The organism is Bdellovibrio sp., from assembly GCF_036384735.1.
Lineage (GTDB): Bacteria > Bdellovibrionota > Bdellovibrionia > Bdellovibrionales > Bdellovibrionaceae > Bdellovibrio.
Genome location: NZ_DASVLT010000056.1, coordinates 1 through 20,784, shown reverse-complemented (window position 1 = coordinate 20,784; position 20,784 = coordinate 1). Strand labels below are relative to the sequence as shown.

At 42.9% G+C, this 20,784-nt stretch carries 20 protein-coding genes and 1 rRNA gene; 11 read left to right on the top strand and 10 right to left on the bottom strand.

Translation table 11 applies throughout. The annotated features are described in order from the left end of the window. The first annotated feature begins 8 nt into the window (after window positions 1–8). Genes VF412_RS17185 through VF412_RS17175 form a run of 3 tightly spaced genes read left to right on the top strand, consistent with a single transcriptional unit; the run spans window position 9 to window position 1,869 of the window. Window positions 9–602 carry a FixH family protein gene (locus tag VF412_RS17185; RefSeq protein ID WP_331340498.1) on the top strand — a complete coding sequence of 198 codons (594 nt, stop codon included), beginning with the start codon at window positions 9–11 and terminating at the stop codon, window positions 600–602. Window positions 603–613: 11 nt separating this feature from the next. Next, a complete protein-coding gene (copC, locus tag VF412_RS17180) occupies window positions 614–982 on the top strand; it encodes a copper homeostasis periplasmic binding protein CopC (RefSeq protein ID WP_331340497.1) in 369 nt (122 codons plus the stop codon). Between the two features lie 2 nt (window positions 983–984). Then, a complete protein-coding gene (locus VF412_RS17175) occupies window positions 985–1,869 on the top strand; it encodes a copper resistance D family protein (protein ID WP_331340496.1) in 885 nt (294 codons plus the stop codon). Between the two features lie 2 nt (window positions 1,870–1,871). Here VF412_RS17175 and VF412_RS17170 read toward each other — a convergent pair whose 3' ends face one another. The 3 genes from VF412_RS17170 to VF412_RS17160 all read right to left on the bottom strand — a co-directional run bounded on the left by VF412_RS17170 (window position 1,872) and on the right by VF412_RS17160 (window position 6,334). Next, window positions 1,872–4,199, bottom strand: a complete 2,328-nt coding sequence (locus VF412_RS17170) for a plasma-membrane proton-efflux P-type ATPase (protein ID WP_331340495.1) — start codon at window positions 4,197–4,199, stop codon at window positions 1,872–1,874. Window positions 4,200–4,202: 3 nt separating this feature from the next. Further along, complete coding sequence (locus VF412_RS17165; protein ID WP_331340494.1) at window positions 4,203–5,420, bottom strand: MFS transporter; 1,218 nt, start codon at window positions 5,418–5,420, stop codon at window positions 4,203–4,205. Window positions 5,421–5,584: 164 nt separating this feature from the next. Next, window positions 5,585–6,334, bottom strand: coding sequence for a hypothetical protein (locus VF412_RS17160; RefSeq protein WP_331340493.1), 750 nt, complete (start codon window positions 6,332–6,334; stop codon window positions 5,585–5,587). 334 nt (window positions 6,335–6,668) lie between these two features. Here VF412_RS17160 and VF412_RS17155 point away from each other — a divergent pair, with 334 nt between their 5' ends. The 3 genes from VF412_RS17155 (at window position 6,669) to VF412_RS17145 (ending at window position 9,609) form a co-directional block, all read left to right on the top strand. Then, a complete protein-coding gene (locus tag VF412_RS17155) occupies window positions 6,669–7,598 on the top strand; it encodes an HlyD family secretion protein (protein ID WP_331340492.1) in 930 nt (309 codons plus the stop codon). A 2-nt stretch (window positions 7,599–7,600) separates the two neighbouring features. Beyond that, window positions 7,601–9,151, top strand: coding sequence for a DHA2 family efflux MFS transporter permease subunit (locus VF412_RS17150; protein WP_331340491.1), 1,551 nt, complete (start codon window positions 7,601–7,603; stop codon window positions 9,149–9,151). A 116-nt stretch (window positions 9,152–9,267) separates the two neighbouring features. Then, window positions 9,268–9,609: an FKBP-type peptidyl-prolyl cis-trans isomerase gene (locus VF412_RS17145; protein WP_331340490.1), complete on the top strand. Its 342-nt coding sequence runs from the start codon at window positions 9,268–9,270 to the stop codon at window positions 9,607–9,609. A 3-nt stretch (window positions 9,610–9,612) separates the two neighbouring features. Here the strand turns inward: VF412_RS17145 and VF412_RS17140 are convergent, their stop codons facing one another. After that, a complete protein-coding gene (locus VF412_RS17140; RefSeq protein ID WP_331340489.1) occupies window positions 9,613–10,521 on the bottom strand; it encodes a LysR family transcriptional regulator in 909 nt (302 codons plus the stop codon). Window positions 10,522–10,718: 197 nt separating this feature from the next. On the opposite strand from VF412_RS17140, the gene pal reads away from it, so the two are divergent. The 4 genes from pal (at window position 10,719) to VF412_RS17120 (ending at window position 13,877) form a co-directional block, all read left to right on the top strand. Continuing rightward, complete coding sequence (gene pal, locus VF412_RS17135; protein WP_331340488.1) at window positions 10,719–11,123, top strand: peptidoglycan-associated lipoprotein Pal; 405 nt, start codon at window positions 10,719–10,721, stop codon at window positions 11,121–11,123. A 31-nt stretch (window positions 11,124–11,154) separates the two neighbouring features. Further along, window positions 11,155–11,970, top strand: coding sequence for a DUF3014 domain-containing protein (locus VF412_RS17130; RefSeq protein ID WP_331340487.1), 816 nt, complete (start codon window positions 11,155–11,157; stop codon window positions 11,968–11,970). Between the two features lie 125 nt (window positions 11,971–12,095). Beyond that, window positions 12,096–12,545, top strand: coding sequence for a FixH family protein (locus VF412_RS17125; protein WP_331340486.1), 450 nt, complete (start codon window positions 12,096–12,098; stop codon window positions 12,543–12,545). Between the two features lie 231 nt (window positions 12,546–12,776). Continuing rightward, window positions 12,777–13,877: an OmpA family protein gene (locus VF412_RS17120; RefSeq protein WP_331340485.1), complete on the top strand. Its 1,101-nt coding sequence runs from the start codon at window positions 12,777–12,779 to the stop codon at window positions 13,875–13,877. 58 nt (window positions 13,878–13,935) lie between these two features. Here the strand turns inward: VF412_RS17120 and VF412_RS17115 are convergent, their stop codons facing one another. The 5 genes from VF412_RS17115 to VF412_RS17095 form a co-directional block, all read right to left on the bottom strand. Next, on the bottom strand, window positions 13,936–14,562 hold the full coding sequence (locus VF412_RS17115) for an NAD(P)-dependent oxidoreductase (RefSeq protein ID WP_331340484.1): 627 nt from the start codon (window positions 14,560–14,562) through the stop codon (window positions 13,936–13,938). Window positions 14,563–14,621: 59 nt separating this feature from the next. Beyond that, window positions 14,622–15,059, bottom strand: coding sequence for an Rrf2 family transcriptional regulator (locus VF412_RS17110; protein ID WP_331340483.1), 438 nt, complete (start codon window positions 15,057–15,059; stop codon window positions 14,622–14,624). A gap of 132 nt (window positions 15,060–15,191) precedes the next feature. Next, window positions 15,192–16,910 carry a hypothetical protein gene (locus VF412_RS17105; RefSeq protein ID WP_331340482.1) on the bottom strand — a complete coding sequence of 573 codons (1,719 nt, stop codon included), beginning with the start codon at window positions 16,908–16,910 and terminating at the stop codon, window positions 15,192–15,194. Window positions 16,911–17,227: 317 nt separating this feature from the next. Continuing rightward, window positions 17,228–17,911: a FliG C-terminal domain-containing protein gene (locus VF412_RS17100; protein ID WP_331340481.1), complete on the bottom strand. Its 684-nt coding sequence runs from the start codon at window positions 17,909–17,911 to the stop codon at window positions 17,228–17,230. 368 nt (window positions 17,912–18,279) lie between these two features. Further along, the gene (locus VF412_RS17095) at window positions 18,280–19,419 is read right to left on the bottom strand and encodes a hypothetical protein (RefSeq protein ID WP_331340480.1); all 1,140 of its coding nucleotides are present in this window, start codon (window positions 19,417–19,419) and stop codon (window positions 18,280–18,282) included. A gap of 293 nt (window positions 19,420–19,712) precedes the next feature. Here VF412_RS17095 and VF412_RS17090 point away from each other — a divergent pair, with 293 nt between their 5' ends. Continuing rightward, on the top strand, window positions 19,713–20,528 hold the full coding sequence (locus VF412_RS17090) for a hypothetical protein (protein WP_331340479.1): 816 nt from the start codon (window positions 19,713–19,715) through the stop codon (window positions 20,526–20,528). Between the two features lie 143 nt (window positions 20,529–20,671). Here VF412_RS17090 and rrf read toward each other — a convergent pair. Next, a 5S ribosomal RNA gene (rrf, locus tag VF412_RS17085) occupies window positions 20,672–20,784 on the bottom strand; the annotation flags it as partial.

Genomic DNA, 20,784 nt, shown 5'->3' with positions numbered 1-20,784 from the left:
TCTTTAACATGAAAAAACAAATGATGATCTGTGCGCTCTTGTCCTCTCTGGTTCTTCTGACAAGTTCCCTTTCCACTGCTGGAACAGAAGGCATGGTCTCGATGCCCATTCTTTCTCCGAAAAAAGTTTTCACCGTTCAAGAGGGACAGGATCTTGAATCTCAACGCGGCTTCGGAGATCAAGAACCAGCCGTGCGTATGATGAATCTTATGATGGTCGAGGGCTCGGGAATGGAAGGCATGGAGATGGCAATGAATGACAGTCATCAATCCACGTCCACCCCTTCAGTTCAACAGGCATCGCAAGATCGCGACTATTTTGATTTTGAAATTAAGCAGCCCGCGAAGGCAAAAGTCGGTACTAATACGGTCGACATTCTAATCACCGAGAAGAAATCAAAAAAGATTGCAAAAGGTCTGCAGTTGAAATCGGAAGTTTACATGACTAGCATGGATATGGGAACAGAGACACCGGCTGTAAAAGAAATCTCCGCAGGACTCTATAGAATCAAAGCTCCGTTTTCCATGAAAGGGCCTTGGGCAATCAAACTTATCTTTCCGGATAAGGCAGAAAAAATTCTGAACTTTGAAGTTCAAAAATAAAGAGGTCGATAATGAAAGCCGTCTTCATCTCAATTTTCACACTTCTAATCGCTCCTTTGGCTCTTGCACATGCTCACCTGCAAAATTCAGAGCCAGCAAAGGGCGCCCAAGTTAAAAAGCTTCCAAACAAAGTCATGCTGACATTCTCAGAAAATTTAGAACTCACTATGAGCAAAATAGAAGTACGTCGACAAAGTAATCAGGAAGTCCTTAGCACCGGTAAGATTGCTTATGCCGACTCTAAAAAAAATGTTATCGAAGTTGCTCTTAAATCCAACGAAACTGCTGACACCTACGAAGTTCAATGGAAAGCCGTAGGGACCGATGGTCATCCTGTCAAAGGTAGCTATCTTTTTTCCGTTATCCCAGAGAAAAAATAGCGATGACCGGGATTCTTGGAGTCGTTCATGGCTTAGATTACTTATTTGGCTACTTATTGGTAGGTAGTATCGTTTTTAACTTTCTTATACTTCCCGCCGGTGGTTCTGTCGCCGCAAGCATCGATAACAATCGATATCGAAAGTTATTACTTCCCACGTTGATATCATCCATTCTTTGGATGTTTGCATCAGCATACAATATGACAGAATCCTGGGCTCTCGCTGAAATTTGGACAGCTATGAGCACTACAACACTCGGTCATCTGTGGTGTGCGCGAATTGCGCTCCTGTTCCTGGCATTGCTAATATCTCGCAAGGCCAAGAACAACAAGATCTCTGCTTGCATATTTATATTTCTAGCTCTCATCCTTCCGGTTATTTCTGTACTTGCGAGCCACGCGGCTTCACAACCGAATTACAAAGAAATCAGAATGATCATGGGCCTTTTGCACTCCCTCGCCGTCGGCGTGTGGACTGGAGGACTTTGGACTCTCATCAATTGGCTTCGTCGAAGAAACATGTTTTTAGAAATAGATAATTCGATCAGTTACCGTGTTGTTAAAAGATTTTCCATCTTTGCCATTTTCTCGACAACAATCATTGCCATAACAGGCATCGGAATGAGTGTCCTTTCGGGAGTCTCTTGGTTATCACCTTTCGCGACTACATACGGAAAAATTGTCGTCGGAAAAATTCTGCTTTTCACTATAACCTTATCCGTAGCTTCAATAAATCAGTTCATCCACTTGGCAAGATGGAAGCCAAGTGAAGAGAAAAAATTTATTTCAGGCATCTATCAAGAATCATGGATTGAACTTATCATCATTATGGTCATTTTCTGTCTGGCCGGATTTCTTACACTCACTCCATTGCCTTTAGAGCTCTAAATCTACTTATCTTGTTTAAATAGAAGTTTTCTTAAAAGAATTTTTACGCCGTCATTTATTAGCAAAGCAGAAACAAAAGAAAGAAGCAGCACTTCAAAAGTTGATAAGGCCCCAATTCCTGGCAACTCAAACAGCCCCAGAATACCAATAACAATGCCCAAAATTATATCCAACCCAAGGACGCCGACTAAAAGTGAACTGGGTCTCGAACACCAAAACCATTTTTTTTCGCGAACTGATGTTACAGAGAATATGGCCATAAAAAGAAGAACTAGAAAACTGTACGTATGGATCTGGAAGCCTTTAAGACCTATAAGATGAATTCCTATCCACAGAATCGCCAGCGATTCAACGACCATCGCCACACCTAGCAAAGCACCTAAGATAGCTAAAGGACGAAGTTCCCAAGTATCAGGTTTTGAGGAAATTCGCACGTTATCCGTTGATAGTGAAATCTTAGCAAAGTCAGTCATAAATACGATTAAAATCATCGCCGACGCCGAGATGACAAACTTTCCAAATATCAGATATGCGCCGATGACAAATCCAGATTTAAGAACAGTTCGACTGATCTTATTAAGAACCCAAGTTTGAATTCGCTGAAAGACGGCTCGTCCATTTTCAATCAGATCAACAATTCCCGATAGCCCTTCGGTCGTTAAGACGACGCTAGCTGCGGACTTTGCAACATCAGCAGCGCTATAAACAGCTATACCCACTTCGGCCTTCTTCAAGGCTGGTGCATCGTTGATTCCGTCACCCGTCATTCCAACAATATGCTTTTCCTGCTGTGCAACTTCAATAGCCCGATATTTTGTTTCCGGAAAGACTTGAGCAAGCCCCCCCGAGATATCATTTAACTTCATACCTTCTTGCCACACAAGGATCTTGCCCAATCCAACTCTTTTTGCAATTTCTTGTGCTACCGGTTGAGTATCCCCTGTCAGCATCATGATTTGAATACCTAGGTCTTTAAGTTTTTTAATGAGATCTTGCGAGTCAGATCGAGGAGGATCTTGAAGAAAAATAAGACCCAAAAATTGTTTTTTTTCCTCTGATGATTTTGCAACTGCTATTGAACGAAACCCCTGTTGGGCCCCTTGCTCTGCAAGAGCTTGCATTTTATCCACTGTCTCTGCATTCGCATTAGACCAAAGGAGCACTTCTCGAAGAGCTCCTTTGGTCGCTATCATCTTCCGTCCCGCTTCGCCATAAACACCCTCGATACGCCGAGTTTCAGGAGAAAAAGGAATAAATTGAGTTCGTTTTTCTATTTCAGTATCGATATGGCGATCTTCACAATAAGTTAAAATAGCCTTATCTATAGAGTCCAAAGTTGCGTGGTCAGAAGCAAGCGCTGCGCACTTAAGAAGATCTTGTTCTCCACCTGCCATCACCGGTTTCAGCTCGGCCACCGTCAAACGGTTTTGCGTAATGGTACCTGTTTTATCAACGAACAAAGTATCCATCGTCGCAGCGTCCTCGGCAGCACTAAGACGAGTTACCAAAACTCCTTTTCGTCCCAGAGTCTTAGCCGCGACAGCGGTACTGACTGTAAACATCACAGGAAGAGCCACGGGAACCGCGCTCATAAGAAGCACTAGGCTCAATGGCAGGATCTCGCCTAAAGATTCCCCGCGAAAAATACAAATAAAGAAGGTGATGCAGACCAATAGACTGACGACAAGAAATAGAGTACGCACTAAACGTGAAACAATTTCTTCCATGTGAAGTTTCGGACGAGCAGATTGAATCAACTCTATGTTACGGCCAAAATAAGTTTTAGCCCCAGTTGATAGCACCTCTGCAGTAATTTCACCTCGTCTTACCAAGGAACCAGAATAAACTATCTCGTTCGTCGTTTTGGAAATATCTCCGGACTCGCCGGTCAATGCGGATTGATCGACCGACAGCTCGCCTTCTCGCACCTTTAAATCTGCGGGTGCGATATCACCCAAGCGGATACGAACGATGTCTCCAGGCACAAGCTCTCGGGCAGGATGCTGTTCCCAATTGCCATTTCTTAAAACTGTTACGGCAATCTGCAATCGCTGTTTAAGCAGACTTACCGTTTTTTCAGCATGCTGTTCCTCGAAGAACGAAATGATAGCATTGACTGCTAATAGCCCAATTGAAATTATAACATCATTCGATTTATGCAACGCTATTGAAACGATGGCGATCAACTCAATCATCCACGCCGAAGGACCCCAAAATTTTTTTAAAAACAGAACCAGCCGCTGAGGTTTCTTTTCAGCAACTTCATTCCAGCCAAACTCATGTCGTTTCATGTCCACTTCTGCGGAAGTCAGACCCTTGCTTTCTGTCACTTGCTACCTCGACGGAATATTCTCACGCTTCTCTTGATTCAGAAATAGTAAAGCAATACAAGCGGCACCTGCGCCGATACAACCATAACCAAACGTTGCATAAGATCCATAGTGGTCCCACAAAAGGCCCGCAACGGTGCTCGCTATCAAAGTCGATATTCCAGTTGCCGTTCCCAAATACCCCACTGCCGTTGCTTTTTTATCTTTATCAAGAAGATCAATAGCCAAGGCCTTACCCACTCCATCTGTAGCTGCCATATACAGGCCATAGATTCCAAATAAAACCCAGAAGTGAACTTCAGCGGAAGCAAAGATAAATCCACAGTAGACAGCCGCAAAAATCAAAAGACCAAATATAAGAATTTTTTTACGACCAATTTTATCTGAAAGACCACCCAAATAGGGACTGAACAATGCATACGTAAGATTATAGAAACAATAAAGCAAAATAGTTTCAACCAGTGCATTTCCGGCCTGCCGAGTTCTCAACAGCAGGAAAACGTCACTAGAGTTTACCAGTGAAAAGAGAGTCCACGAAAAAAGATAGTACTTAAAATTAGAAGGCAGAGCGAAAAAGGAGTCCCACCCTAATTTATGAGCTGAATAAACTCGTTCATGCTTCTTTTCCTTTAAACCCAACGCAACAAATACCGCTAAAATTCCAGGAATAAAAGCTACGAAATAAATCCATCTCATGTTGCTCGTATATTTTAAAAAAACAATTGCTAACAACGGACCGAAAGTAGCACCCAGCGTATCCATAAATCGATGCCATCCAAATGCGGCGCCTCGCAAGTGAACAGGCACAGACTCTGCCAATAATGCATCCCTTGGAGCAGTTCTGATCCCTTTTCCTGTTCTATCAAACGATCTGGCGAAAAGGACATGAGCCCAAGATTGAGAAACTCCAGTAAGAGGCTTGGCAATGGCAGCCAATAAATAACCGATCCAAATAAACCGTTTTCGATGCTGAGTTCGATCTGACCAAAAACCAGAATATGTTTTCAGAAGACTTGCAACTGCTTCGGCCACACCCTCTATTAATCCCACAGAGGAAACTGAAGCTCCGAGAACGGAAGTTAAAAAAATCGGTGTAATTGGATAAAGCATTTCACTCGATACATCCGCAAGAAAAGAAACAAGCCCCAGTCGCTTGACCGTGGGACTTAGCGCCGTCTCTTCTTCTATCGCTTCTATCGTTTCTATCTTTGGTTCTTCCATCAACGAACTCCACTGACGTTATTGTCATATGAAATATCAAGCTCCGCAACATATCAGAAACTATATCAACAACTCTCCTACATAGCACTTGTTGATTGGCCTTATTGTCAGTCACCTCGATGGTTTCATTCAGAAATAAAAAAGAACCGTTTCCGGTTCTCTTTTTATGTGTTTTGGTGTGATTTTTTTAGCCAAAGCAGCAAGAAAATCATTGCAAGCGGCGCAGTGTAAGAGCCGCCACGTTCCATAAACTCAAAGTAACCGCCTTTAACCGGAGCAATAAAGTAAATTCCTTCGGTCAAAACTTTCCAAAGGAAAATAAAAAGAACAAAGTAAATATTCTCGACGAAAAGACATAGGATCCCGAGCAAGATCTCAAAATAACCCACGTACAATTTGAATATTTGCAACGTATCTTCGGGAACACCAATAGATTTATACAATGTTATGAAAATTTTCTTTTCATAGAAGACACCGATTGCACCGTGACCGATCAACATTCCAGCTAATACGAATTTGCAAATATTAATCAAAGCTCTTGTGTGACGAGCAGTTAAAAACGAACCCTCAGGTTTATTCACTCGGAAAAATTTGCAGTTCGCTGTTGCACCTCTGTAGAGATAGAATAGTGCGAAGGGAACTCCAAAGTTGTAAGCTCTTTCAACGAACTCCCAAATCCCTTCTCCTGTTAGAGGTCTTAGGAAGGCCGTAAACAAACCCCAGAAGCTCATATATAAAATCACCGCCGGAACAGGCAAAAGTAGCGCCGACAATCCAAGGATAAAAATATCGATACCACCAATCACCGGCATTAGTTTCCAAGCAATAGCTTCAGAAAAACCAAACACTGTGATATAGGGAACCCAAGCAGCCTTTGTTATCAAACCAAATGCGCCGTGTCCCAGAAACTCCATAAAGACGCCTATCCTTAATAAAAACTCTAGGGCTCGAACATTTTCGACGTTAAAAACTTTGCTTTTCAAATCTATTTCCTCGCTAAGACAAAAATTTCCCAATCAGCTTCGAAATGAATTCCAGCTTATTGAGCGCCGAAAACCAGGTCAATCACACAAAGGAAAGAAGTCGATTGATTTTCATTTCTCTTTAATTTTTGGGACCATAGGAAAGTGTGACTTTCAGTTCACTACCTTCCATAATTCGGAACTCTTCAGTAGGCCGTAATTTAAGTAGATTGCCTAACTTCTCTATTAGCAGTAAACCACGCACATCAGATCAGATAGGTATCTTATGTCGCAAACTGCTCAAAACTCTCTAGGTAATGGTATTTTCTTTCGCTCTCTCATGGGAAAAGTGTCCTCACTTTCATTTGTAGAAAAACTGAAGCGGGGTCCCTTGGGAAAAATCAATCTTTCTCCGAAACAAAAAAAGTTAGCAACGATTGGTGCCATCGTCTTCACTCTTCTTCTTGCGAAAGTTCTTTACGGAATGATCTTCTTTGAAAGCACAGATGATGCTTTTATCAAAGCACATATCCATCAAATCAGCCCCCGCATCATGGGAACCGTTCAAGAAGTCCTGGTTCAAGACAATCAACACGTCAAGAAAGGTGATATTCTTGTTCGTCTCGATAAGCGTGATTACGAGGTTCAAGTCAAAGCCGCACAAGCTCGTTACGGCAAAGCACACAAGGACTTAGGCCGCTTCCACGGCTTTGATAATTTGAATGCCAATGAACGACCCGTCTTTGATCAATATCAGTCTGATGCTCTAGTAACAGAAGCGGAGTTACAAAAAGCACAGCTGCAACTTGAATACACAGATATCATTGCTCCTGAAGCCGGTGTTGTTGGTAAGCGCAATGTTGAATCCGGTGATTTAATTCAACCAGGTCAACCTTTGATGGCACTGGTTGAGGAAACTCCGTGGATTGAAGCGAATTTTAAAGAAAGCCAAGTTCGTCACTTTAAAGCAGGACAAAAAGTTGAAATCAAAGTTGATGGTATTCCAGGCGTAGAATTCGAAGGTCACTTGGATAGTATATCCCCAGGGTCTGGAGCGACGTTCTCTTTATTGCCTCCAGATAACGCTACTGGGAACTTCACGAAGATCGTCCAACGTATTCCAGTGAAAATTGTTTTCGAGGAAGAAAGCATTAAAAATTTTCGAGACAAACTTGTTTCAGGTATGTCGACTGATGTGTCAGTGAAAGTTCATTAGTTATGTCCTCAGAACAAAAGATGGGCTTTAAAGAATGGCTCGCTGTTTTCGGTGCTGTTCTTGGGGCCTTTATGGCGATCCTTGATATTCAAATCACCAATGCTTCCATCCGCGACATCACCGGTGGTCTTGGTGCCACACTTGAAGAGGGGTCTTGGGTCTCGACTTCTTATCTTGTTGCAGAGATCGTCATCATTCCTATCAGCGGTTGGCTGACTCGAGTTTTATCTCTTCGCACTTACCTGACTTGGACGTCTATTCTATTTTTGATCTTCTCAGTCTGTTGTGGGCTTGCGTGGAATTTGGAATCGATGATCGTATTTCGTGCTTTGCAAGGCTTCACTGGCGGAGCTCTGATCCCCCTAGCCTTTCAAGTCATCTTAGGAATGCCGCCTTCACGTCGCAACGTTGGTATGGCGATGTTTGCAATCACAGCAACATTTGCTCCTGCGATTGGTCCGACAATTGGTGGTTATCTAACTCAAATGTTCCATTGGTCTATCGTATTTTACATGAATCTAATCCCAGGCATCTTTTTGATGTTGGCGATTCACTTCGGAATTAACAAATCTCCGAAGCGTCTGGATTTATTAGGTCAGGTGGATAAATGGGGTATCTTGACCATGGCAATCGGTCTTTCTTCGCTGACAATTTTCCTCGAGGAGGGCGAGCGGAAAGATTGGTTTGGCGATCCGATGATCACATGGCTTGCGTTAGCTGCTGTCGTTTTCTTGATTGCATTTCTTATCATCGAACTTACAACGAAAGCTCCTTTTATCAATCTTCGTCTTTTGGCGCAGAAGAACTTTGGCTTTGGCTGCCTCGTGAACTTCACGGTCGGTTTAGCCATGTATGGAGCATTGTATTTGCTGCCTTTATATCTTTCAACGATTCAAGGCTACAACTCTATTGATATTGGTCGCACAATGATGTGGGCTGGTCTTCCACAACTTGTCATCTTGCCTTTCGTTCCAAAAATCATGAATAAGATTGATGGGCGCTGGCTTGCCTTTGTGGGTATCAATATCTTTGGTATCAGTTGCTTTATGAATAGTCGGATGACCTTGGATGTAGGATACGATCAGCTGATGTGGTCTCAGATCGTGCGTGCGATGGGACAACCACTTTTGATGATTCCTTTGTCCTCTATTACAACGGGTCTTGTCGCCCCTTCCGATGTCGGCTCGGCGTCGGGGTTGTTCAACATGCTTCGTAATTTGGGTGGTTCAGTAGGAATTGCTATTCTTGGCACAATGATGAGCTTACGTGAGAAATTCCACTCAGCACGATTGACTGAAGGCATTAGTGTTTATCATACGAACACTCTTCAACGTCTTCATGCTTACGAGACACTTTTCATCGGCGGCGGCACTGACAAGGTGACAGCTCGGCAACAAGCTTTAGCTGCTCTAGACAATACGGTCCGTCAACAAGCAAATCTTTTAAGCTTTAACGATTGTTTTAAATTTGTCTTTATCGCTTTGGCCCTAAGCTCAGTCTTGATCCTTCTCTGCGATAAAGTCACCGGCGGTAACGCCGAAGGCGCTCACTAGATATGACGCCGAAGGTGCTGCTAGATACGAGGCTGAAGGCGCGCTAGATATTAGGGCTTAAGGTGCCTCCTAATTGTCCCTTTGAATTTCCAATATGAATCCGCTAAAGTGTCTGTATGACTTCAATTGAATTGAAAATCACAGACACCTTAGTTGGCACTGGCATCGAAGCTAGCAAGGGGGCTCTTTGTTTTGTAAATTACGAAGGCTTACTCGAGGATGGAACAAAGTTCGATTCTTCTTACGATCATGGTCGTCCCTTCGAGTTTGTCCTGGGATCCAAAAAAGTCATTGTCGGTTGGAGTCAAGGTCTTCTCGGAATGCGCGAAGGTGGCAAGCGCACAATCTTTGTGCCGTCTCATCTCGCGTATGGAGAAAGACAAGTCGGTCCATTTATTAAGCCACATTCAAATTTAATTTTTCATGTTGAAATGCTTGAAGTCCGTCCCCGCGAATAAAATTTAAGTTAGTACCGACAGATCTTGAATAACCTTAATCAAAGACTCACTTAAATTACTGCGATCCGACTTCTGAGAATACACATACAGGCTATGAGACCAAAATCCCTGTCGCGGTCCCATAACACGAATCGTTCCACGCTTAATCTCTTTACTTATGTAGGGAATAGGCAGAAAGGCGACGCCTGCATCCTCTTGAACCGAACGCACTAGGCAAGACACGATATTAGACGAGATCGAAACATGTTTTTGAATTCGATGCTGCCTTAGAAACTTTTTAGTTTCCTTTCCTAGAACCAAATCCTCATCTGGCACGATCATATCCATGTCGATGGTATTTAAAATTTTATTGGCGTTTTGAGATCCTGTTGCAAATCCATTTATCGTAGTAGTGCCAGAAACTGCCAAATGAACAGGCATATCTAATTTCAGAATCATTTTTAAGCCACCGCGAATTTCCTTATTCGTGATAATGAAATCAAGATTTTCATTTTGCATCAGACGCGCAATTTCATCGTGAGACTTAGATAAAATCAATACACTGAGCTTTTTACCGTGATGAGATTTCGTCAATCGCCCCGCGACTTCTGCGATGAAGGGACGCTCGACTTCCTCACTAACGCCTAGTTTGATATTCAACTCTTCAGCCGCTTCTATATTTTTAAGAAATAGGTCAATTTCAGCTGAAACCTCAAAAAGTCTGGCCGAATATTGATACAGCTCTTTACCTTTTGGAGTCAGTGCAAAGCGCTTGCTGGAACGTGAAAACAACTTAAATCCCAGAGAATCTTCAAACTGCTTCACTTGCATACTCAAGGCTGGCTGAGTGATCCCCAGGGTTTGCGCTGCCTGCGTTAGATTTTCACTTTGTGCGCAGAGATAGAAGTACTTAAGATGATTTAAGTTAATCATATAATTTCCTTATGATTTCATAACTATTATCTATTTTACTAATGTAACCTCATCTTGTTATTTTACAAATGTTAAATCCAACCCATGCAGGAAAAAATAAAATGTCACATTCAAAAATATCTTTACTTACAATCTCAGCTCTTACTTTGTGCTTTGCGGCCGGCTGCGCTTCAAAAAAGAAAATGGACAATAGTTCCATGACAACAGCTGCAAACAACGCAGCCACAGAAACTTTTGATCCCGCTGGCAGCGACAGCCAGAAAATTGACGGGCTTCACACTATTCACTTTTCTTTCGACAAATCAGGTTTGAATCAAGATGACAAAAAACTTCTCGATCAAAACGTGACATGGATGACACAACATCCAAATACTAAAATCCAAATCGAAGGCCACTGTGACCAACGCGGATCTATCGAATACAACTTGGGTCTAGGTGAACGCAGGGCTAAAGCGGCACAATCCTACATGATGTCTCAAGGCATCAATCAATCTCGTTTGTCTGTAATAAGCTATGGAAAAGAAAAACCTATTTCCACTGGTGATACTGATGCAGACTATGCGAAAAATCGTAGAGATAATTTCGTTCCTATGAAAAACTAAGATCCTTAGGTCTTAGTTCCCGGGGGAGCGCATGCAATCAAATAAATCTATCTTAGTTATTGGTATTATTATTGTTGTCCTTTTGGGCGGTGGCGTTTGGTATTTTTCAAACTCACACAAAGCAGCCACAGAGACCTCGACACCTGTGACCGCCACCGCCTCACCTACTCCAGAGGCAACTCCCCCTGATCACTTCCCTGTTCCCGACGAGGAAGCCGAGCAACAATCTGCTCGGTCCTCTGCAAAGACCATCACAAAACTTCCTAATTTGGACGAAAGCGATGAAACTCTGAAAGAAGAGCTGTCGAAAATTGCTGATTCCTCTAAACTTGAAGATCTTGTCATCTTTAAAAATCTGATTCGCTCGATGGTTGTCTTTGTGGATAACCTTTCAACATCTCGCCTTTCTAAAATCACTTCTCCTTTGAACCAGCCGGAAGGTGACTTTAAAGTGAGCACTGATGGCACAATGAGCCCAGAGAACTACAGCCGGTATACTCCTTATGTTGAACTAGCAGAATCTGTTGATCTTAAAAAGCTGCGTCACATGTATGTCCATTTTTATCCATTGTTTCAAAAGGCCTACGCCGACCTCGGGAATTCTCGCTATTTTAACGACCATCTGATTTCTACGATTGACCTTCTTTTGACAACTCCAACACCAAAAGGTCCACTGCATATGAATAAGCTGGTAGTGACTTACGAGTTCACTGATCCAGATCTAGAGAAACTGTCGATCGGGCAAAAGATCTTGATTCGCATGGGACCCGAGAATGAAGATAATTGTAAAAAGATTCTGAAAAATTTAAGAGGCGTACTGGCTCATTTGAAACAAGAGATCAAATAGCTATGCGAGCCTTCATTTCATAATATTCCCCTCAGCTAAAATCATTTGCTGTCATGTGGCATCCGCTTGCCTCTGCTGTATCGGTGTGAAACTCTTGTGAGGTCTACTGACTTAACGAGGTCTACATGAAATGTTTTGTTTTCACTTCATTGCTTCTCTCATCGCTAATTTCATTTGCTGCTGGAAAAACAAAAGCTCCAGGTTGTGATTTCTTTTTTGCAAAAGAAAGTCTCTGCGCAACTTTAACTTGGACAAAAAAACCTGTTGTCGTTGCCGCTCCAACGGCAAAAGATGCTGCCGCTTTCGACTTAAAATTTTGGAATGCTAAAACATCCTCGGCGAAAGGCCCTTTCACTGACGTTCCAAAGGATAAAACACTTTTCGTATCTTTATATATGCCAGAGATGGGGCATGGCTCCGAACCAGTGATCTTGAAAAAAGATGAAAAAGAGGCAGGGGTGTACCACATCACTCAAGTTCTTTTTTCGATGGAAGGTACTTGGGAAATTCGCGCTCGATTGAACAAAGGCGCCAAGATCAGTGACTCTGCAAATTATCCTTTTAACTTTAAATAGTTTCTTAAGAAGGCTCGGACAATCGAGCCTTCTTTTTTTACATTCTCTTTTTTACCTTTCTATCTAACTCACGTCTAAAAAGTTGCGCTTAAGAAATGTTGTCTGGTCGAGCTATTGACCCTTCGCATGCCCATCCCATGTATGACTACACAAACGAGTTTATGAGTGGCCTATAAATTGACGTCGCGAAAAGGAGGCAGATACTGAAGCTGTCATGAAAAGGAGACACCCATGAAAAAACTCATTCTAGCTTCATTGCTTTGTGCAGGTTCCTTGGCAGCAAATGCCCAAGACCAGTCAGCCACATCGAGTACGCTTCAATTTTCAAAAGAAGCGGTTGAGACAGAGCCACGCGGTATTATTCCACTTATTGGCGCTGGTGGTGGTTACACTGGTTACGATGGTTCCGGCAACGGTTCCGTAGAGGGTACACCTAGTACAGTTAAACTATTAGGCTCTTATTATTTCGAATCACCTTGGGTCGCTGACGTCGGCTACGGCTTCAACGCCCAATCATTCTCTCAATCATCTGCATATAGTTCGAATGCTACGAACGCAGCTGTTGAGTTGGCAGCCCGTTATAGATGGCAAAGTCGTTGGCAAGCCGGTGTTGTTGCCGATCAATTCTTTGATCAAGGTATCAACTACGGTGCCAATCAAGCCGACGCTCAGTTTGTAGGGCTTCAAGCCTTGAAAGAGTTCAACTTAGCTCCTGCATGGATTGCTCGTGTCGGTGCTCGTGCCATGGCCCTTACTAATAACGTGGGCCAAGATGCTTATATGTATCTAATCGACTTACAAATCGGTTGGAATCCACATGCATATAAAACTTCCGCGAAATCCATGGCAGCTCAGCAACCACAGCCTCAACAGCAAACAGATCTAATGGATGAGGACATGGAGGATACAACAGATGTAGCTGAAACTGCGCCTGTACTTCGTGACATCAGCTATAGCTCTTTAGCATCTGCTGGTGCGATCGAGTTCTCTTCTGCCAAATACACTGTTGATAAAAAAGATCAGCAAAGACTTGGCAAAGTTGCTAAAGTATTGAACGACAACAAGGATCTTCTAGAAAGAGTTGAAGTTGTCGGCTATGCAGACGCAACAGGCAACGATACAGCAAACCAAAAAATCTCTTTGGCTAGAGCTCAACAAGTAAAATCAATTTTGCAAAAAAATGGTTTGAAAGATGTGCCTGTCACAGCGGTGGGTAAAGGTTCTTCAGAAGCTACTGGCGGTTCAATCGCCAGCGATCGTCGTGCCGAGTTGGTTTTCGTAGGTGTTAAGGATGAAGATGCTCTACGCAGAGCTCTTGCTAGCATCGACTAACTGACCAGCAAATTTAAAAGAAACGCGACTTCACAGAGAAGCCGCGTTTTTTCATTTTTTAGTATGCAACTGTAAAACGTTTCTGAATAAATTGATTTTTTTCCAGCTCGTTCACCATCGCTACAGCATAGTCAGCCGCAGTGATTTTGCTTTGTCCTTTATCATCAAAGATAACGCTGTCGGCGCCCACACGAAATTTTCCAGTGCGAGGACCTGGCTCGATCATCGCAGCAGGACTCATAAAACCCCAATCCAAGTCATTACCTTTATCGCGCATAAAGTAAAATAGTTCGCGAGCTGCTAAAGCAATATCTTTCCATGCCGCAGGGAATTCTGGCGAATCCACCAAGTTTTTTCCCGGAGCCACATCAAGCGTTCCCGCTCCCCCAACCACAATCAAACGCTTAATACCGGCCCTGCGTGTAGCTTCAACAATACTTTTGCCCCCAATGACTGCTTTATCACTACCTGTATGATAAGCACTAAGCACTGCCGAGTGTCCCTTAAGAAGCTCCGTCAAAGCTTTTGTATCTTCAGCATCGCCTTTTTTAATTATAAGGTTTTCGCGAGGTTTGATCTTTTCAGGATTACGGACAATGGCCGTAACTTTATATCCTCTGCTTAGAAGCTCATTTAAAATTTCAGATCCAATAAATCCTGAAGCTCCGATTAATGCTATATTCATACACACTCCTCATTAGTAACTTAATTAGTTACAGTTTTAATTAAAAAAACGCAGATCTATTAAATCTGCTTCAGTAGATCCGACAATTTGGTTTTCTTTAAATTCGCTTGCAAACTTTCCTGCGCTGACTGAAAAACAGGATCTAACACCTCAGGCATCCGCACGCTAACTTCACAAGCGGGGTTTGGCAAATTCGGATTCACCGCAAATATCGGTTCCTCTCCCAATGCATTGTAAATATCTAAAAGGGAAATTTGTGATGGCGACTTCGCAAGTTCCAAGCCTCCGCCCTTTCCTTGATGAGAAATCACCAATCCCGCCTTTGCTAGAATAGAGACAATTCGGCGAACCACCACAGGATTCGTATTCACACTGCCAGCAATCAGCTCGCTGCGCACCAACCCATGAGAATCCTTCTCTACCTCCTTTGAAGAAGAAGCGTGGGCTATCAAGGTCATAATATGTGTCGCCATCGCGAATTTACTATTAGCTGCCATACTGTAACAATTTTAGTTTCATTATGGAGAAAAGTCAAGATCTGCAACGAATATCAAACCCATCACATTCGATTTGAAACAAAAAAGGCCCTCGTGATCGAGAGCCCGTCAATCAAACTGTCTTACGGAAAACTATTGATACATAGATCGGACGGTCATCACAAAATCACCGTCACTAGAACCATCTAGAGGTTTTTGATCTTTAGTTCTAAATTCAACCTTCGTATTGAATTCACGACTGATTGCTTGAGCCTCCACCGCATTTCGTGGAACCCGAGCCCCCAGCAAAGCCAAAGAGCTTACTGGCACTGTATATGTCTTTGTCGTTACACATTGACCGGTACTAGAATAAGGTCCCACATCATAGCAGTTTGCTCCCGACCAATTAAAAATACGGAAGCTGACTTTCACATCATTAGAACCTGCAGTGAATTCAAACTTCTGTCCCACATGGGACTGAACTGAATACATTTTTTCAAAACCGAATGTCCATGGCACAGTTGTCTGCTTATAAGAAGGCGTGAATTCAGGACTGTGAGTCAGCACCCATGTCTTCAACACAGCGGCGGCGGCAATCGGACTATAGGCCCCTTGGAAACCGCAATGACTTCCATAAGAGATATTTAAAACACCCACATTTGAAGACTTCTCATAGTAATCGTCATGTTCCATCACATAAGCATTGATTTTATTATTTACGATGATGTCGTTCTTTGCGGCCCACACAAGCATTGGCGTTTGAATCTTCGCCGGCCAATTCCAAATATTATTAGATTTAAAATAATCAGGTGTTGTGCTTGCGATACCTCGACGTTGCAATGAGGTCGAAGCAAGATTTCCAATGAAGTCTACCATGTCGGCCTTTTTAGAGGGCAATTGAGAGTCGGCAAGCAAGTCCCCCACGTTCAAACTTAATCGAGCATCTACGAATTGTTCCTTCGTCAGTTTCGCGAAGATCGGGCCAATAATCGTACTTCCATAAAGGTGCTCCAGAGTTGGCTTCAAGCTCAAGACCGGACAAATCGCAGTCACCGTTGTGAATGTCTTACTGCCATCCGTCATAGGATATTGATCGTTGTATGCAGCGCCAAATACAGCGGCATTACCACCCAAACTAATTCCCATCATATGCAAACTTGAAATGCGATCTCTATAAGCCCATTTATTTCTTAGATACTGACCAACTAATAAAGTCTCGTACCCTTCTGAGTAGCCACCCAAATTAACCACATGATTCAAAGCCATATAATCAAGCCCCGTTTGGCTCGCAAGCAAAACAACGTTGAAAGGCCCTTGGTCAAACAAAGACATTAGATAAGCCTTCATCGACGGAGATTCCTCTGCAGAACAGAAAGTACCACACTTCACCACAACCAAAGGGCGTGGAGTTGGATCTTGCTTTAATGCCATGATGGCTGGCACCTGCACACCATTTTCGAGGGGAATTGTGAACTCTTTAACCTGTGGATGCTGTAAGAAAGGATATTTATACTTAGCGTATGACAACAGGGCTAATACACCCTTTGGGTTGCTTTCAGATAGTTCGGATTCGCAATTCTTGAAATAGTTTTTCACCAGAGTGAAATATTCCGCACTTGTTCTTTTTTTGCTAAGAACGTTATCTTCAAATAATTTCGGATCACAGCCAGGGCTGATATCTTTGGAATTCAAACCATCCGGAATGGTCTCTAGAAAGCCCGTCTTGATATCTTCACCGTCATCCGATTGTGTAGCAACCTCTGAAAGAAACTGCGCCTCGACGCCGTCAGCTTTTTCCACACCGGACTGAGCTTGAGTTACTGTCGAAACAAAAAAAACACCCAACACAAAGTTGAAAGCTAACTTTCTCATTGTTCTACCTCACGCACTACGAAGGGCTTATCGGTGTGGACTTTCGTGAGTTTAGTCAGATCCGCGTTCGTCAAATTTCTCGACAGAATTCGATAAAATCCGCTCTGCAAGCGATTCTTCGGCTGACTTCATAAAGCGTTTCAAAGAGAATCAAAAAATGATCGACTTACGAAGCACTCACAGATCATCTGCTTTAAATTCATTCCGGCGGTTTTATTTCGATGCCCGAAAATAAATAAAGGCTCTTCCAACTGGAAGAGCCTTTATATTTATCTTTAATATCTTTGAACCTCGAAAAGCTGAGGTTGAAGATAGATCTAAGCGATCTTTTTAATTTGCGAGAGCTTATCTTTAAGTACTGAGTTCTCGTGCTTCAAAGCATTCACTTCAGAAGCCAGCTGATTCATCTTGCGCTTCAAGAACTCAACTTCTTGAGAAGAAGATCCCTCGACAGACTCACCGACGATATTCGGTTTACCGTCTTTCTTCATAGCTTCTGTTTCATAAGTTGGCACTGCATGTACGGAAGAGTTCAAAATCTCTTCGATGTTCTCTGGAATATGCAATTCAGGATCGACTTTCTCGAGGCGAATGATACCTTGAGAAACAAATCCCCGAACTTCAGAAAGCATTTTAGAGACACAAGTTCCCTTCTCGGCAGCGGAGGGATTTGTTTCCGCCATCAGATCTGTGATCTTTCTTTTTGAGATCGGCGGCAAGCAGTTCAAAAGCTGCTCGATCTGCTCAGGAGGACTTCCATGTAGGGCATAAGCCAACGTCATTGGCTGCACACGCGAAAAGATCTCCACAAGATATTGTCCATCCCAACTATACACTCGCGCAATCGTTAGAATTCTTTTGCGAAGAGCTTCCTCCCATACCGGACTTTCACCTGCGATCAAAGAAAGGAACTGTTCCCTCTTTGCTGACGGCGATGTCTCTAGCAATTGAAGAAGTTGATAGAAGCCACCTTTTTTCTTGTATCTGTCTAACATTCCCATGGGGGTTTTATCGGCACTAAGAACCAGGACTAAAGGTTTAGCCTTGATTAAAACGCTTATAAAAAAAGATTCACTGGAATGAAAATTTCTCGATTCTTCAGTGATCAGAAGTTTCACAATTTATGAAACATTTAAAGCACCATGTTTCATATTGAATCAAGGCAAAGATTTCGATGTCCTCTTTGCTATCAAATTCATTATGTTGCATTTGAAAATTATCGGCGAAATCTACAGGCACTTTTCGGTGAACTCTCTTTCAAGATCGGGGGCATTGGCTCTCGAAGTTTTAGAAAAAATTTTTTATCCAAAAAAAGAAAGAGCAAGGTAGTGGGCCTTGCTCTCGGTGTTTTCAATTTTAATTTCCACTTTTATTGAGCTTCGCACTTATACGAAAGGTTCACAGTCGTACCCGGAGCCAAATACTGAGTGAATTGCAAAGTCCTGCCGTTCATTGAGTGTCCTACTTGCGAACCTGACACTGTCACAACAAGATCTTCTGGGTTGTCACAGTTCAACAAAATATCTTTGATTGCATTCTCGATACGAGTTTGGATATTGCCCAGTTGACCTGTGTAGTCTTCAGAACAGATGTCAGCAGCCACGCCCCAAGACGAGTTCGGGAATGTCAGATACACGTTACCGATACTTCCAGTCACCATTCCTGTCGTCACTGGATTTGGTGGATTACCCAAAGTTTGATTGTTCTGAATTGCCAGGCACGAAGCATCTTTAGTCACAATCGCATGAGCACTAAAGGACATATATTTTGTATCACCTAACAATGTTTTTACGTTATTTAGCAACGTCGCAGGTTGATCCAAAGAGGCCAAGCCAAAATTCGCAGACGAAGTATAAAGTCCGCTGCGCTCATCTTCGTCAGACAAGAAGATCACGGACAAGTGAGCATCATTTCTAATGAAGTTAGACGGATTGTTTTGAACAACCAAGTTCGCAGAATAAACTCCACGCTCGTCACCAGATGGGCAATTCGCCGCATACTGATTTGCATAGTCTGGAGAGTTTTGCGAATTCACGTCGTGGCTTCTGAACCAATTCGCGATAAAGTTCTCACAAGATAATGTCTCAGGTCTTTGAATAGCTGAATTAAATAGACTCAAACGATTTGAATTCGTCGGAGTTAGATAAGCACTGCCATCACCGAACGAAATCAATTGTCCACCTTGTGGGAATGGACCACCACTCACGTCAGTTGTTGTGATCGCGATACGATAGTCGACTCCACGAGAATCCAAATTTTGAATAAAGTTAGCAAAACGAGGGGCCAAACGCTTTTGTTCGAAAGACATTGATGCTGAGTTGTCATCGACAATCAGGATATCAACCTTTCCCGCACCGGCAGTTACAGAGTAGTTGTAGGAATATTTCCCGTTTTCAACCACACAACCGTCTTGGCACTTGCTAGAGTCCAAAGAGAACTTCACCGGGGAACATCCCACGTAAAATCCTATAACAAAGGACATAGCTGCTAATCTGGTGAGCGCTTTCATAAGACACCTCTCTCACCCTTTTACTTCCAACGTTAGTGCCAGAAATTATGGATAATTCTAAATTATTGATTTTCTGTGGATTTTTCCATCTTTCAAATTCGCAAGGCGAACCTCCCACTTGTCGATTCTTTAGACGAAGCCCCTCTAAATATCTTCTTTTATGAAGTGATTTCAGCTCGTTACAATCTTAAAGCAACCTAGCCTGAAGGAGCGATTTTGGGCTCTGACAGAAAAGCCTTTGAGAAGCCTCAGTTTGTCCACCAATAATAGTAAACAACGAGGGATTACATCACATGCTATACAAGATTCTTGGAGCTTTAATCATCATTGCAGCCGCTGCTATTGCCTTCATTACTTTGAACGAACAAGGCATGTCTGTTATTCCACCGAAAAAGGCAAAATCTCAAATTGAGAAAGCTTGCGTGCAACTGACTCCTGCTGAACAACTTGTGAAACTGATCGATGACGACTTTCAAAATCTAGTTCGTGAAAGACAACTTCCACAAGCATGGGCGAACATCTCCACTGTGGAATATAGAAATAGTTCGGAACTTGCGCGCGCAATTCTCGGTAAACTAAGACCTAATATTAAGCGAATTCAAAACGGCACAACGTTCTTAGAAGTTGAAATTCTGGACATGCCCGATGAAGTAAATCCCGGCATCATTCTTCAAGCGAGTCTTTTCGATATTAAAAGTAAAAATAAAATCTTCGAAATCGGTCGCACATATACAATGGACGATTTAAATCATCAGTTGCCGCCACCGAAAAAAGAGGAGTCCAAAACTCCTTCGACGAATCAAAAAGGACAGCCTGCAGCCCAACAAGGTTCACAACAAGCATTGCCGCAGCAACAATCTGCTCCCGTTCAGCAACAACAATCACCGAATCCGAATCCAAACACCGGTGGTCAAACGCCGACTTCAGATGGCCAAACTCCACAAAATCAAAATGCTCGACCACCGCAAGGAGCTCCAGCAAATCGCGGATCTAATAATGGAAGCGGATCCACAGCCCCAATCGGGAATACACCAACGGCCCTAGGCCCCCACCAACATCCAAAACAACAACAGGCACCGCAAAGTCCTGCCGGATTCCAACAAATTTAAAAGCCACATGTAGGGTATGGCGATTATCATCCGTTTCGTATTTTATTTTTCATGATGACGAAAAATATAAACAATTTAAAGATTAGCATGTAGGTAATAAAAAACCCGATTAGAGTTACCTAATCGGGTTCGAGTAAAAAAAGAGCTGGCGTCGTGCTACTCTCCCACATGGTCGCCCATGCAATACCATCGCCGCAAGAGGACTTAACTTCTGAGTTCGGAATGGGATCAGGTGTGGCCCCTCTGCTATAAACAC

Coding starts and splice junctions, on each gene's coding strand:
- VF412_RS17115 (WP_331340484.1), bottom strand. CDS start 14,562: ATGAATATAGCATTAATCGGAGCTTCAGGATTTATTGGATCTGAAATT.
- VF412_RS17140 (WP_331340489.1), bottom strand. CDS start 10,521: ATGATTAACTTAAATCATCTTAAGTACTTCTATCTCTGCGCACAAAGT.
- VF412_RS17110 (WP_331340483.1), bottom strand. CDS start 15,059: ATGGCAGCTAATAGTAAATTCGCGATGGCGACACATATTATGACCTTG.
- VF412_RS17185 (WP_331340498.1), top strand. CDS start 9: ATGAAAAAACAAATGATGATCTGTGCGCTCTTGTCCTCTCTGGTTCTT.
- VF412_RS17130 (WP_331340487.1), top strand. CDS start 11,155: ATGCAATCAAATAAATCTATCTTAGTTATTGGTATTATTATTGTTGTC.
- VF412_RS17150 (WP_331340491.1), top strand. CDS start 7,601: ATGTCCTCAGAACAAAAGATGGGCTTTAAAGAATGGCTCGCTGTTTTC.
- VF412_RS17120 (WP_331340485.1), top strand. CDS start 12,777: ATGAAAAAACTCATTCTAGCTTCATTGCTTTGTGCAGGTTCCTTGGCA.
- VF412_RS17125 (WP_331340486.1), top strand. CDS start 12,096: ATGAAATGTTTTGTTTTCACTTCATTGCTTCTCTCATCGCTAATTTCA.
- VF412_RS17165 (WP_331340494.1), bottom strand. CDS start 5,420: ATGGAAGAACCAAAGATAGAAACGATAGAAGCGATAGAAGAAGAGACG.
- VF412_RS17160 (WP_331340493.1), bottom strand. CDS start 6,334: ATGGAGTTTCTGGGACACGGCGCATTTGGTTTGATAACAAAGGCTGCT.
- VF412_RS17145 (WP_331340490.1), top strand. CDS start 9,268: ATGACTTCAATTGAATTGAAAATCACAGACACCTTAGTTGGCACTGGC.
- copC (WP_331340497.1), top strand. CDS start 614: ATGAAAGCCGTCTTCATCTCAATTTTCACACTTCTAATCGCTCCTTTG.
- VF412_RS17155 (WP_331340492.1), top strand. CDS start 6,669: ATGTCGCAAACTGCTCAAAACTCTCTAGGTAATGGTATTTTCTTTCGC.
- VF412_RS17095 (WP_331340480.1), bottom strand. CDS start 19,419: ATGAAAGCGCTCACCAGATTAGCAGCTATGTCCTTTGTTATAGGATTT.
- VF412_RS17090 (WP_331340479.1), top strand. CDS start 19,713: ATGCTATACAAGATTCTTGGAGCTTTAATCATCATTGCAGCCGCTGCT.
- pal (WP_331340488.1), top strand. CDS start 10,719: ATGACAACAGCTGCAAACAACGCAGCCACAGAAACTTTTGATCCCGCT.
- VF412_RS17105 (WP_331340482.1), bottom strand. CDS start 16,910: ATGAGAAAGTTAGCTTTCAACTTTGTGTTGGGTGTTTTTTTTGTTTCG.
- VF412_RS17175 (WP_331340496.1), top strand. CDS start 985: ATGACCGGGATTCTTGGAGTCGTTCATGGCTTAGATTACTTATTTGGC.
- VF412_RS17100 (WP_331340481.1), bottom strand. CDS start 17,911: ATGGGAATGTTAGACAGATACAAGAAAAAAGGTGGCTTCTATCAACTT.